The sequence below is a fragment of the Leptospira alstonii serovar Sichuan str. 79601 genome (assembly GCF_000347175.1).
Classification (GTDB): domain Bacteria; phylum Spirochaetota; class Leptospiria; order Leptospirales; family Leptospiraceae; genus Leptospira; species Leptospira alstonii.
The window spans coordinates 87,501-100,386 of record NZ_ANIK01000003.1 but is presented as its reverse complement, the minus strand read 5'-3'; the positions used below and the strand labels follow the sequence as shown (position 1 = coordinate 100,386).

The window sequence follows — 12,886 nt, the reverse complement described above, 5'->3', positions numbered from 1 at the left end:
TGTATATTAAAGAGAAATTTGAAAAAACAATCTTGAAAGTGCGATTGTATCGATACCGGTGATTCTTTTGTGAAGTTCGGCTTTGAATTGAAAGATTGCTTCTATCTTTGAGAGATTATTTTCGTAACCCGTTCTCGTATATTCGTAGATTAAAACAAGACTTATTAATTCTAAAAATTCTTTATAAGAAAAATTTTCCTTCCATTCTGGATGTTCGTCTTTGTAAGAAAGGATCCACGATTCGAGTTTTAAAAGATCGAGTCCCGTTTCCAATCGATCCTTGATTTTTTCCTGAATCAAATCCATTACTTCCCTCGGACAGTCCGATGATACGAGACTTCCGCCTTGAAACGGAAGTGTGGTAAGTCCAAAGTTTGTGTTGATTCTTTTTAAATCGTTTTGATTCAAATATTGAAACGGAATACAAATAGCTCTGCTCACGATCGTCTCTTTCAATTTGTCCAGATTGTTTACGATAAAGATAAATCTTGAAAAGTGAGGAGCTTCTTCCAACGATTTTAATAATGCGGTCTCGGCTTCGTTTCCGATTAAGGACGCATCCGGAAAAACGATAAAACGAAATCGGGAAAGATGAGGTCGATAATTCAATCGAGAACGGATCAACCATCGAATCGAAAACTCATCCGGATTGTCTTCGCTTCCGATTGGTATAATCTTACCGCTTTCTTCCGGAAACCGAATGTAATCGGGATGTGAGTGGTGCATGAACGCTTTGCAGGACGCGCAAACTCCGCAGGAAGTTCCTTCGAAACACAATACATTCTTAATGAAACGTTCCGATGCGGATTCCTTTCCGGTTCCGTCGGGGCCGTGAAAGATAAGAAGAGGAGGAATCGTTTCCGGTCTCGATGTGTATCTTTTTAAGAACGTAAGAGCTACTTCTTGTCCTAAGATATCGTCTAGTTGAAACGAACTCATTCTTTCTTTAGTAGACCGGAGTTAACCAGTGTTTGTATTTTTCTTCTTTGTTGATTACAAGATTGAAAAATAAACTCTGAATCTTTTTTGTGATCGGTCCCATCTCCGAGTCGGCAACTTTTCTGTGATCGATCTCGGAAACCCAAGCGATTTGAACTCCGGTTCCCGAAAAGAAAACTTCATCCGCGATATAGAGTTCGCTCCTTGAGATATCTCTTTCGATCACTTCGATTCCGTTGTCTTTTGCAATTTGGAGAACGCTTTTTCGAGTGATTCCTTCCAGCAAAGAAGAACTGATTCCGGGTGTGATGATTTTTCCGTCTCGAACTAGAAATATATTTTCCGCAGAGCCTTCGCTTACAAATCCTCTGGAATCCAAAAAGATGGCTTCGTCAAATCCGTTTTGAACCGCTTCCGATTTTGCGAGCGCCGAGTTCACATATCCGCCGGAAACTTTGGATAAGGTCGGAATTACTGCGTCGTCAAATCTTCTCCAGCTCGATACCATCGTTTTCAATCCGCGTTTCGTATCCAAGTAGTCGTTCAACTGAAGAATGTAGATCGCGAGTTCGGTCGGCACGTCGTGAAAGCGCGGAGAAAGTTGCAGCGCCGATGTATAAACAAAAGGACGAAGATAAATGTTCTCTTTGTAACCACTTTGACGGATCAAGTCGATCGTTATGTCCCTCAAGTTTTCTTTTGTCTTATCCAACTTCAACTGCATGATTCGTGTCGAGTTGATCAGTCTTTGGTAATGGTCTAAGATACGAAAGAGATAGATGTTATCGGTGTCTTTATCGTAGTAACCGCGGACTCCGCCAAAGACGGTAGTTCCGTATTGAAGCGCGTGAGTTTGAATGCTGATCTTTGCTTCGGATTCGGGAAGGATTTTTCCTTCGAAATAGGATAGTTTCTTGATGGATTCTGCCATAGAACAGGAACCTGATAAGTGATATAATTCCATGAATCAATATGTTAAGTCTGCTGTCGATTCATCTTGCAATCGATACGTTCGATAACTTGCGAAACATCTCATTCTAAAATTTGTAATTTATTTTCAGGAAGTTGAATCTCGATGATCGAATCCAAGAACCAATCTTTTTTCCCGAATCGTTTTGATTGTATCGTAGTAGGCGCGGGTCATGCCGGTTCGGAAGCGGCTTATATCGCTTCCAAGGGTGGAGCAAAAACTCTTTTGATCACTATGAATTTGGATACGATCGGTCAAATGTCTTGCAACCCCGCGATCGGTGGAATCGCGAAGGGACATATGGTAAGAGAAGTTGATGCACTCGGCGGTATCATGGGTAAGATCATTGATAACACCGGCATTCAGTTTAAGATGCTCAACACTTCCAAAGGCCCAAGCGTTTGGGCGCCAAGAGCTCAAGCGGAAAAGAAAGAATATCAACTCAAAGTAAAACATACTCTTGAAGCGGAGAAGAATCTTTCGATGCGTCAGGATACCGTGGAAGAACTTCTCATTGAAAACGATCAAGTGATTGGCGTAAAGACCGGACGCGGTTTTGAAATTTATACCAATCATTTGATCTTAACTACGGGAACGTTCTTATCGTCCCTCGTTCATATCGGAACGTATCAAAATGAAAACGGAAGAATGTGCGAGCCCACAGTGAAAGGCCTTTCCAAGTCTTTAGCAAAATACAATTTGAAGTTGGGAAGATTAAAAACCGGAACACCTCCTCGCATTCATAAGAACTCGGTCGATCTGAGTGTGCTTGCGATTCAGGAAGGTGATCCTCATCCTTCTCCGTTTTCTTTTTCAACGGATAAGATTACTCGAAGACAGATCCCATGTTATATCACTTACACGAATGCCGAGACTCATAAACTCATTCATGAGAATCTAAGTTTATCTCCGATGTATTCGGGACAAATTCAAAGTACGGGACCTCGTTATTGTCCTTCGATCGAAGATAAGGTTGTGAGGTTTGCGGATCGTGAAAGACATCAGGTCTTTTTGGAACCCGAAGGTTATGAAACTACCGAGATCTATCTCAATGGAGTATCCACAAGTCTTCCGGAAGAAGTTCAGTGGAAGTTGGTAAGGTCTCTCAAAGGTTTAGAGAACGCGGAGATAGTAAGACCAGGTTATGCAATCGAGTATGACTATGTAGATCCGACCGAACTCAAGCCGACTCTTGAAACGAAAAAGATCAAAGGTCTTTATCACGCGGGACAGATCAACGGCACGACCGGTTATGAAGAAGCGGCGGCTCAAGGTTTGGTAGCGGCTTATAGTGTTCTTCATTCTCTGAAGAATCTAACTCCCCTCTTGTTCAAAAGAAGCGAATCGTATATCGGAGTTTTAGTCGACGATCTCGTTCATAAAGGTGTGGAAGATCCGTATAGAATGTTTACTTCGCGCGCGGAACACAGACTTCTTTTGAGACAAGACAACGCGGATCAAAGGCTGATGAAATACGGTTACGATCTCGGACTTGTGGACCAGGAAAGTTACGATCGAATGAAAGAAAGATACGAGCGCGTGAATAATGTTCGTGAAAGAATCTATCAGATCCCTCTCAAACCTTCCGATGAATTTCAAAGTCTTTTGGATGAAAAGGGAATCACGAACTACAAGTTCGGAATGAAGTTGGATTCCTTTTTGAAACGTCCCGAGATCAAAATCGGGGATATAGAGTTTATGATTCCCGAAGTAATGTCTTGGTCGGAATCGGAGAAGAACATTCTTGAGATGGAAATTAAATACGAAGGTTATATCAAAAGAGAACTGGAAACGATTCAGTGGAAGAACAAGTATTTGGATCTGACAATTCCGGAAGATATAAACTACGAATCGATTGCAGGATTGAAAAAGGAAGCGATTCAAAAATTAAAAAGTCACAAACCGATGACCTTGGAAAAGGCGAGTCAGATTTCCGGAGTCGATCCGAGCGATATCGATCTGCTTCTTTATCATATCAAAGGTAAAAGGAAACAAGAAGCGGAGGTTTCTTGATACCGTAAAATCTTCCGACAAAGGATGTCGGAGTTCCGACGGGATTCCGATTTACGTTCGCGTTTCACATGAAACGTTTTTTGAAAGCCCGGAATTAGTCCGGGTTTTTTCTTTTGTGTGCATGAGTAGAAAGTCAGACCGAGAAGGAAGATTCGATTTTTTAAAAATCTTTTTTGTGTCCTATGGATTAAACCTCAGTTATTTGCGGGATTCTAAATCCGAAGAATCGATTGTGATTTGTAAAATTGTCGAAACTCTTACAAGGTTTTACCTGGGTTAGTGCAGGAGCGAACTCATACGGAAAACTTTTTTTGTAATATAAAATTGTGTAGATCCCAGTACTTTTAGGAACTTGTACATTGATTTGAGTTGGTTGAGCTTAAGGTTTTGGAATGTCTTTCTAGAAAATCTTTTCTAGTGTTTCTTGCCATAGTTCAACCCAGATTAAGCTTTGATCTCATTTTGGATTTTAGAAAGCAGGTTTTAGAAGGGCTCTTTGTTGTATGAGATTTACTATCGCGATCAAAGATCTTTCCTTCTGTATCTACCTTATATGAATTCTGATTTAGCTTTAAGTTCTACAAAATGAATTGGCACTGCCGCACAAAAGAAAAACGAGAGGATTTGGAAACTGATGATTCATAGGAACTTGTTCCAAAAACGAAATGGAAGTGATGGAAGTTTCGGGGAGTTGAAAGTAGGAGCCGCTCTAAAATTAAAGCGGCCTCCAACGGAAAGATTATTTGTAGATGAGTTCGTGAGTCTTTTGAAGTTCCCATTTGTTGTTCTGTTTCACGTGAAACGTGAAACTCTGAAGTTGATTATCGGATCTGTAACTAAGTTGGTTTTTTCTTTCCTGCTCGCCTTGGACGTTGATCCGAGTCAGTAACTTTCCCTGCTCATCATACTCAAACTTAGTGGAGGCGATTTGTTTTTTTTCTTCGTTATAAATATTCTGAATTAGGGTTCTTGGATTTTTTTCATCCTGAATCAAATGAAACGTTTCAACTTCCTTAGAATCAGGCCAACTTGTTTGTCCCGATTTCACGAAGTCCTTGTTCCAAGAAGTGATGTTCGATTTTAAAAGAAGTTTATTTTCCTTATCGAAAACTTCTACGAGATCGATTTGTCCTTTGGGGTTATATCGAAAGGTTTTTGTTTCGAGCAGGAAATTGTTTTTATCGAAAAGTTCTTCTCTAACAACTTTTCCGTCCTTGTATTGAAAGACGGTAGAGCCGTCCGAATTTCCTTCTGCATTCAAGTAAGTTTCTTTGATAAGTTTACCCGAAGAATTATATTCGTATGTCGCGGTGTAAACGACTTTGCCGCTATTGTTCTTTACGATTTCTTTAACGGGCCCGTTTAAGTTGTTTCCAAAAACGTATTTATCGATATGAGACCATTTTCCCGGAGTAACACCGAGAATGATTTTTGGAAACACTAAGAAGATAAGAGCAAGTCTTAAAATAAGAACTCGTCCCAAAACCTTAGAATGTAGGAACTCATGCGTGAGTTTAGCAACAAAAATGTATTTCCGAAACATATAAACTCCCTTCATAAACTTAGAGAATAAATTCTTGAATCGGAAAGGATTCTTTTTTTTCTTTCTTCGAAAGGAAATGAGGAATTCGGAATAAACTGCAAATAGAATTCGGATCATCGTATAACCTCTACCCTACAATCATCGGAAAACGATCAAAAAGATTAACGGCAAATCGGAGTCGCGCGCGAAAAACAAACAAGTTCTCCAACGTAAATGCCTTGAAAGGAAAGTGGGCTTAGGTATCTTTTCCCGCACCGAGGAGAATTACAAATGAATCGAAAGAAAATCGCATTCGGCCTTTTAGGAGTTTTGGTTTTGTTTTTACTCTATACGATTTTCGTTACAGAAAAAGGAATCCAATCTTTAACACCCGCCGCAAAGTTTGAAGAGCGCGATTACGGGAAACTTGCGGAAGAAGCTTCGAAAGATTTGCAGGCCTATCTTAGAATTCAAACGGTTCGAGGAAATGAAAAACAAGCGGTTTTATTTTTAAAAAGTCTCTTTGATAAACGCGGAATCAAAACGACGATTTTCAATGTTCCCGGAAAACCGGAAAGGGCGAGTATCATGGCCGAGATCAAAGGAAGCGATCCGGAAGGTGGACTGATTCTTACAAGTCATATCGACGTAGTGGAAGCGGACCCGAACGAATGGGATGAAGCTCCGTTCTCGGGAGTAAGAAAAGGAGATCGGATTTACGGAAGAGGCGCAGTGGACATGAAGGGTCTCGGCATCATGGAACTTTATACGTTCTTTTTGATTCATGATTCCGGAATAAAACTTAAAAAAAATCTAATGTATCTAGCGGTGTCCGATGAAGAAAGTCGTTCCGAGTTCGGAATGAGATTTTTGATCGCAAAACACAGAGAGATCTTCAACGGATATGAATTCGTTCATAACGAAGGCGGTGTCGGAACAAAAGACGTAATCGTAAAAGGAAGTAAGATCTTCAATATTCAACACGCGGAAAAAGGTATTATCTGGTTGGATTTGGAATCGGAAGACATTTCCGGTCACGGAAGCACCCCGCCGGTTCAATATGCGGCGCTCAATTTCATTGATTTTCTAACGGATTTAAAAAAGATGAACGAGGTCGTAATCATCAAAGACGAGACCGCTTCTTTCTTTTATCAAATGGGAGAAGTAAGTCCTTTTCCGAACTCGTTTGTTTTAAAGAGATCTCGTAATCCTTTATTAGGTCTGATTTTAAACGGAGTCATTCGCTCAAACAAACATCTACGGGCGATGACCAGTAACTCCGTGAGTATCACCGGAATCGATACACATCAGGCGGGAATCAATGTGATAACGTCCAAAACAAATGGAACCGTTGATATCAGAATTTTGCCGGGTTTCGATGAGAATGAGATCCTTGAAAAAGTAAAGACGCTCGCAAAAAAGTATAGTGTCAAAGTTACTGTGAGACATTTGGAACCGGGAACAATTTCACCGGTGGATTCTAAGTATTTCAAAATTTTATCGGGAGTCGTTCAACAGGTTGTTCCCAATGCGGTCGTAACTCCTTTTTTGTCTCCGGGTACGACGGATTCTTCTTACTTAAGAATGGCCGGTTTTAAATGTTACGGTTTGATTCCCGCTCTGATGAGTTCGGATGAGATTGATGGAATTCACGGTAAGAATGAAAGTACTACGATTGAACATCTGAAAACCGGAATCGAAATTCTTCATAAGACGGTTATAGGATTTAATAACGCTCCTGAATGATCTTTAAGAATTTAGACGTAAAATAACATTAAACTTTTTTAAAGTTTCGAAACTCACGAACGTACTTCGAGTGGCAACGTAGGATTACCGCAATCATTTGCCGATAGAAGCGGGCGCATGGTCGGGGCGATTTTTTCGATAAAAAGAAATCGGTTGAAACTGCCCGACCACCAGGCTCTCAGCTCCGGTCCATTCCGGTTCACCGATCCATCGGGAATCAAACTGGAATGGAATGGACCCCGCATCGATCCTTTGCGCGGGGATTGTTTTAAAGGATCTCAAGAAAAACTAAAAATTTCCTCTTTTAACGTGAGTTCGGTTGAGTTTTGTGAACGGCTTCCAACGTGGTTGAAAAATATCTCGCGCCCCTTTCTGGTAAAGTGAGATTAAGTGTTAACAGACGCTGTAAGACAAAATTAAATTTCGGGACACGTTGTAAATCGGAAGTTAGAAAATTTGAATACTGATGTAGACGAATATTAGAGTTGTTGAAAAATTCCATAGTCGTGATTAACAAAACTGCTTCAATCGTCCATTTCAATGAAACGAAAACAGATGGAGAATTAATTTTTTAACAACTCTAATATAAGTCTTTTATAATATTGTCGATACATTCTTTCGATCTGATGTTCAAGATCATCCCGTTTTCCGTTTATCATTTTATTCTTTCCTTGAATAAGTTCGGGCGTTTTGCCTTTTTAGGTTTGAAACTTTAAGTGAAGCACAAGAAAAAATCGGTTTCAAACATCAATATTTATAGATCTAAAAATGAGTAAAAATCAAGAATAACGTTCTTGTGGAAAAAAGTTTATAAACACATTTTTCTTCAACGAGTTTGTCCCAAAACCTATCGAACGATTTGTAGAGTGAGACGCCTGAGTTTTACAAAAATGTGGGAACTCCCACGTTTTTAAACGAACGGTAACTTGAATCTCTTCCGTGCTGTTATGGATAAAATAGGAGAAACACTGGTCAAAAAAAGGTCAATGTCTGACAGGCAAGGTTAATCTGATTCCTATCCACTGACTCCTAGTAAGTGGGAACTCCCACGTTTTCTTTTTCAGGTCTTGGGACAAGCTCCTATTCAAAAACAAACAAAAAGAATCTGTGAAGACAAAGCAGATCAAAATTCTATTTTAGTATCATGCAAGATCCCGAACAATTTACGATCGAATCGATCACGGAAAGATTGAAGGAGCGATTTCCAACCGAAGCCGATGAAATCAGCGGTTCCTTTGATTGGGAATTGATCCTAAAATTCACATTATTCTTAAAAGAGAAAAATGAGATCGGAGGATTTTTTTCCAAAAGAGATTCGGAGGAGATTCTCGATCGTCACGTATTGGAATCGATCTATCACGTTTATCGGATCACGAAAAAAGTCGGATCATGGAAAGGAACACAACTCGGCGACGCCGGAACCGGACCCGGAATTCCCGGATTTTTCTTTCGTTGTCTCAAAGATTATCCCATTGTCGTTTTAATCGATTCTCAAAAAAGAAAACTTTCTCACACGGAAGAATTTGTTCGTTTGCATCGAATTTCCGATGTTAAATTTAAATTTATCAGAGCGGAAGAATCTAAACTGAATCTGAATTATGTCGTATCACGAGGTTTTATTCCGTATCCTTACAGTGTGGAGGCGGTTTGTAATCTTTTGAAAACCGCTGGAACTTATGTCCCATTTTTAGGAAAACATGATATAGATCTAAAATTAGAAGGGAAGGTTCTTTCTTATTCCGGTTTTAGTTTAGAATTTTCAGAAGATTTGCCCTCTCTTGACTTTTTAGGCATGCGACATATTAAATTCTTGAAAAAGGTTTCTAGCCCGAGGCATGGTTATCCGAGAGCTTGGAAGGATATCAGCAAGGAGAGTAAGGGCGGAAATGGGAAAGATCGTATCCATCAGTAATCAAAAGGGCGGTGTCGGAAAAACGACAACTTCCATCAATCTCGCGGCCAATCTTGCCTCGATCGGAAAAAAAGTTTTGATCGTCGATATGGATCCTCAAGGAAACTCGGGGTCTGGTCTCGGCCTTGAAATCAACACTCTCGGAAAAACTTCTTACGAATTACTGTTAGGCGAATCTTCCGCAAACGAATGCATTCAAAGAACAAACGTTTCCAATCTTCATATCATTCCTTCCAATATCAACTTGAGCGGCGCGGAAGCGGACCTTCTCGCGGAGGATCAAAGGGAATATAGACTGAAAAACGCAGTCTCCGAACTTCGCACCGAATATGATTATATTCTAATAGATTGTCCTCCTTCTTTGGGAATTTTAACGATCAACGCGCTTTGTGCCGCCGACAGCGTGATGATTACCCTTCAAACCGAATATTTCGCTTTGGAAGGTCTGACTCAGTTAATGAAAATCATTTCTCTCGTTCAGAACCAACTCAATCCTTCTTTAGAATTGGAAGGCGTTCTTTTGACGATGTTTGACAAAAGAACGAATCTTGCGAATCAAGTTGCGGAAGACGTTAAGTCCTATTTCAAAGACAAAGTTTATACGACGATCATCCCTAGAAACGTCAAGTTAAGCGAGGCTCCTTCTTTCGGGCAGACGATTATGAGTTACGATCCGGAAGGAGTCGGCGCCCAAAGTTATAGAAGTCTCGCTTTGGAAGTCGCAGGGAAGAATTAAAAATGGCGATCAAACCCAAAGCCCTCGGACGCGGCCTTGGAAATTTAATTCCGGTTAACGAAAATAAAACGCCGATGGATTCCTCGGCGGAAGGCGCGCTGCGCGAAATTAAGATCGGCGAAATTCGCCCGAATCCGAGTCAGCCTCGTAAGACGTTTTCGGAAGAGTCCCTCAAAGAACTTTCCGAAACGATCAAGGCACACGGAGTCATTCAACCGATCGTCGTAAAACAGTTGGACGTCGGCTTTGAAATTATTTCCGGTGAACGTCGTTACAGAGCTTGTAAACTTGCGGGATTTGTAAAGATCCCCGCAGTTGTTAAAAATGTTTCCGAAAATCAATCTATGGAAATGGCGATCATAGAAAACATTCAAAGGGAAGATTTAAATCCTATCGAAGAGGCGATAGCCTATAAAACTCTATCAGAAAAGTTGAATTTAAAAATTACTGATATCTCCGCTCGTGTTGGAAAAAATCGCTCTACAATTTCAAACTTGATTCGTCTTCTTCAACTTCCCGACGTAGTTCAGGATTTGATTAAAAACGGAAGAATTTCAGAAGGTCATGCAAGACCTCTTTTGTCCCTGGCTGATAAAAAGAAGATCGAACAACTTGCGTATCAAATCGCCGAGAAAGGACTGACCGCCAGGCAAGTGGAGGATTTGGTTTCCAATCTTACGGAAGAAAAATCCGCTCCGGAAAAAAAGAAGTCTCGTAAAGACGTCAACATCGTTGAGCTGGAAAACAAGTTTAGAAAGAAATATTCCATGAAGATCGAAATCGGCCACAATCAGGGCTCCGGCAAAGGAAAGATGACGATCGTTTATCCGAATTTAGAAGCGATGGAAAAGATCCTGAATGCGTTGGGATTGTGAGAATGAAAGATTTTGAATTGATGAAACAAAAATCATCTTATAGAAAGGGCGGATAAAGTTTTGCTGGATTATTTATTTCCTATTTTAAGTTTTATTGATTTGTTCAGTGATTGGGAGCCAATTTTTAGCTTTATAAATACTTCTTTGATCGTGATTATCGTCCTACCTTTATATTTAAAATCGCCTTTGTTAAAAGAAAGGAAGATGGATTCTTTTTTTATCATTGGCTTGATCTACTGATATTAATTTTAATTCCTTTGTTGCTGTATATTAAATTGACGGAAGAATATGGCAACGATGATGAATGGGGATCCATAATACTCGGTTTTGTTTTGAGTTTGATATTTATTTTCTACATAGAATTGACTTCGCGTTTTAAAAAGGTTCGGCTGATTTATTTTTTTATCATTGCTTGTGTTTGTGCGATTCTAATCAGTTTTTCTTTTCTACTAGAATGAATATTTTATCTTTATGGTATTTTTTATCGCTGCCACCTAATGTTATGTGAAGCGAGTCATATGTCAAAGTTAGAAATCACTGGCCTTGTTTTTTTAGCTGGATTCACAAGTACAGTTTATTAAAACTTTGAGTATTCTCAGTTTAGAAATTCCAACCGGAAAGAAGAGCGTAATTTACAATACCGGATAGGAATGCAATTGCCAAAATTGTTCACCAAATTGGAGTCATTAAACTATAACCGCTTAATTGTGAAACATCCTCTCCACACGCGATTCTTTCGGATTTATAATCGGTAAATAACATCATTCCGATTCCGAGAATACAAAACATTAGAAGTGAAAACGTAGAGAATTTTTAAACTGAAATTTTCGAATTAAAACGAATTCTTAAATTATGCCGGTGATCCGTTATGTATTTTTCATTGAAACATTCGGCCCCATTTCTTCAATGCAAGATCTTGTCGACATTTCGTTAATAAAATTCCCCGTGCGGTTTTGATCTCCAATACCTCGTGAGTTTGTTTACTTGCGCGAAGTCGTAAACACGCGCAACCATAGCCATAGCTGCCGGAGTTGGTTTGCACCCACTGACCTGATTGGAAGGTTGGCCATTGCCAATCCCCAGCCACTTGATAACCGCCTTGGACTCCGATCGTCCATTCTGCATCTCGATCATACAATGATATATTTGCCGGTGTCGGATTGCTGAGCCATCCGCAACGGGTTTCGAAATTGACGGTTTTATTTTCTCCGACCAAATTCGCAGGCGCAATAACTGTCATAACGAAAAGTAGGACAACAAGAATCGTAAGTCGTGTATTCATTGATTTGAAGTAGTGATTAGCTGATTGTCGCAGCTTTTGAGCTTTAGTCTGCAAATGCTTGTCCGTAGTAGTGAAGAAATCGATTCCTTTGTTTTTCAAGTTTTAAACATTCCCAATTATTATAATAAAGTGAAGTATTAACGCAGAATGAATTGAAATCGAGTAAATTATTGGAATTGACGCCTAAAGCAAAACAGCCTGCAGAAGGTATAAAAGTACTATCTTGTTTGATATTCGTATATTTCGCCAAATCATGTTTCTTTATGAAAAGGATCGGATCTTTGATTATGGCATCTTTCGATTCGGAAAGAAGACCGCCTACGCTAAAATCCATCGAATAAATCGGACTAAATCCGCAGCTATCATTCGATAAACAATTGATGACTTTTAAGTCGTCGTACAATTTTAAAAATGAATTATCAATGCCATTGAAGATAACTATTCTTATTCTCGATATTACAGAATCGTAAACTATATAAATTAGATCACGGTTACTGAAAAAGGATGCGGGCATAACTTTGATAACGATAAATTCCTGATGTTGTTTAAAATAATCATAGTTTCGATCGGCGTTATTCTTGAAATATTCGTCATGGATGATGTTGAACGCTTTACTTTTGAATATTGTCTTCAAAGTTTCTTTCTGAATATTAGTAAAATGATTGTATTGAGAATCATCGTATGTCGATAAATTGAATGGCAGTCTCTCCGAGCCGAAAACGCGGTTTGAATCATCTATATCTTTAAGCAAAATATAAGCTCCGAAAACATACCCGGAAAACTTTTTGTATCGGATTTTGACCCATCGCGCGTTAATATTGTTAATACGTATATTGATATCTGAAAAATTATCTATGTAAACTTCTTGGTTGAAGGGGATTTTGATCAATA

General features: G+C 39.5%; 9 protein-coding genes. 5 read left to right on the top strand and 4 right to left on the bottom strand.

Annotated features, from left to right (window positions below):
• Positions 1-6 precede the first annotated feature (6 nt).
• Together LEP1GSC194_RS00790 and LEP1GSC194_RS00785 are read right to left on the bottom strand one after the other, a co-directional pair.
• Positions 7-939, bottom strand: coding sequence for a hypothetical protein (locus LEP1GSC194_RS00790; protein ID WP_020771859.1), 933 nt, complete (start codon positions 937-939; stop codon positions 7-9).
• Positions 940-946: 7 nt separating this feature from the next.
• Entirely contained in the window at positions 947-1,870 is a 924-nt protein-coding gene (locus tag LEP1GSC194_RS00785; RefSeq protein ID WP_020771883.1) for a branched-chain amino acid transaminase, read from the bottom strand.
• A gap of 144 nt (positions 1,871-2,014) precedes the next feature.
• Between LEP1GSC194_RS00785 and mnmG the strand changes: the two genes are divergently transcribed.
• Positions 2,015-3,922: a tRNA uridine-5-carboxymethylaminomethyl(34) synthesis enzyme MnmG gene (gene mnmG, locus LEP1GSC194_RS00780; protein ID WP_020771955.1), complete on the top strand. Its 1,908-nt coding sequence runs from the start codon at positions 2,015-2,017 to the stop codon at positions 3,920-3,922.
• A 739-nt stretch (positions 3,923-4,661) separates the two neighbouring features.
• Here mnmG and LEP1GSC194_RS00775 read toward each other — a convergent pair.
• Positions 4,662-5,390 carry a hypothetical protein gene (locus LEP1GSC194_RS00775; protein WP_036040591.1) on the bottom strand — a complete coding sequence of 243 codons (729 nt, stop codon included), beginning with the start codon at positions 5,388-5,390 and terminating at the stop codon, positions 4,662-4,664.
• A gap of 345 nt (positions 5,391-5,735) precedes the next feature.
• On the opposite strand from LEP1GSC194_RS00775, the gene LEP1GSC194_RS00770 reads away from it, so the two are divergent.
• The 4 genes from LEP1GSC194_RS00770 (at position 5,736) to LEP1GSC194_RS00750 (ending at position 10,713) form a co-directional block, all read left to right on the top strand.
• Positions 5,736-7,190, top strand: coding sequence for a M20/M25/M40 family metallo-hydrolase (locus LEP1GSC194_RS00770; RefSeq protein WP_020771794.1), 1,455 nt, complete (start codon positions 5,736-5,738; stop codon positions 7,188-7,190).
• Between the two features lie 1,144 nt (positions 7,191-8,334).
• Positions 8,335-9,102 (top strand): RsmG family class I SAM-dependent methyltransferase, encoded by a 768-nt coding sequence (locus LEP1GSC194_RS00760; protein ID WP_020771783.1) that lies wholly within the window; start codon positions 8,335-8,337, stop codon positions 9,100-9,102.
• Positions 9,077-9,838, top strand: coding sequence for a ParA family protein (locus tag LEP1GSC194_RS00755; RefSeq protein WP_020771903.1), 762 nt, complete (start codon positions 9,077-9,079; stop codon positions 9,836-9,838). The genes LEP1GSC194_RS00760 and LEP1GSC194_RS00755 overlap by 26 nt, the downstream gene beginning before the upstream one ends.
• A gap of 2 nt (positions 9,839-9,840) precedes the next feature.
• Positions 9,841-10,713, top strand: a complete 873-nt coding sequence (locus tag LEP1GSC194_RS00750) for a ParB/RepB/Spo0J family partition protein (RefSeq protein ID WP_017809884.1) — start codon at positions 9,841-9,843, stop codon at positions 10,711-10,713.
• Positions 10,714-11,590: 877 nt separating this feature from the next.
• On the opposite strand, the gene LEP1GSC194_RS00745 is transcribed toward LEP1GSC194_RS00750, so the two are convergent.
• Positions 11,591-12,094 carry a DUF4087 domain-containing protein gene (locus tag LEP1GSC194_RS00745; RefSeq protein ID WP_017809887.1) on the bottom strand — a complete coding sequence of 168 codons (504 nt, stop codon included), beginning with the start codon at positions 12,092-12,094 and terminating at the stop codon, positions 11,591-11,593.
• Between the last annotated feature and the right edge of the window lie 792 nt (positions 12,095-12,886).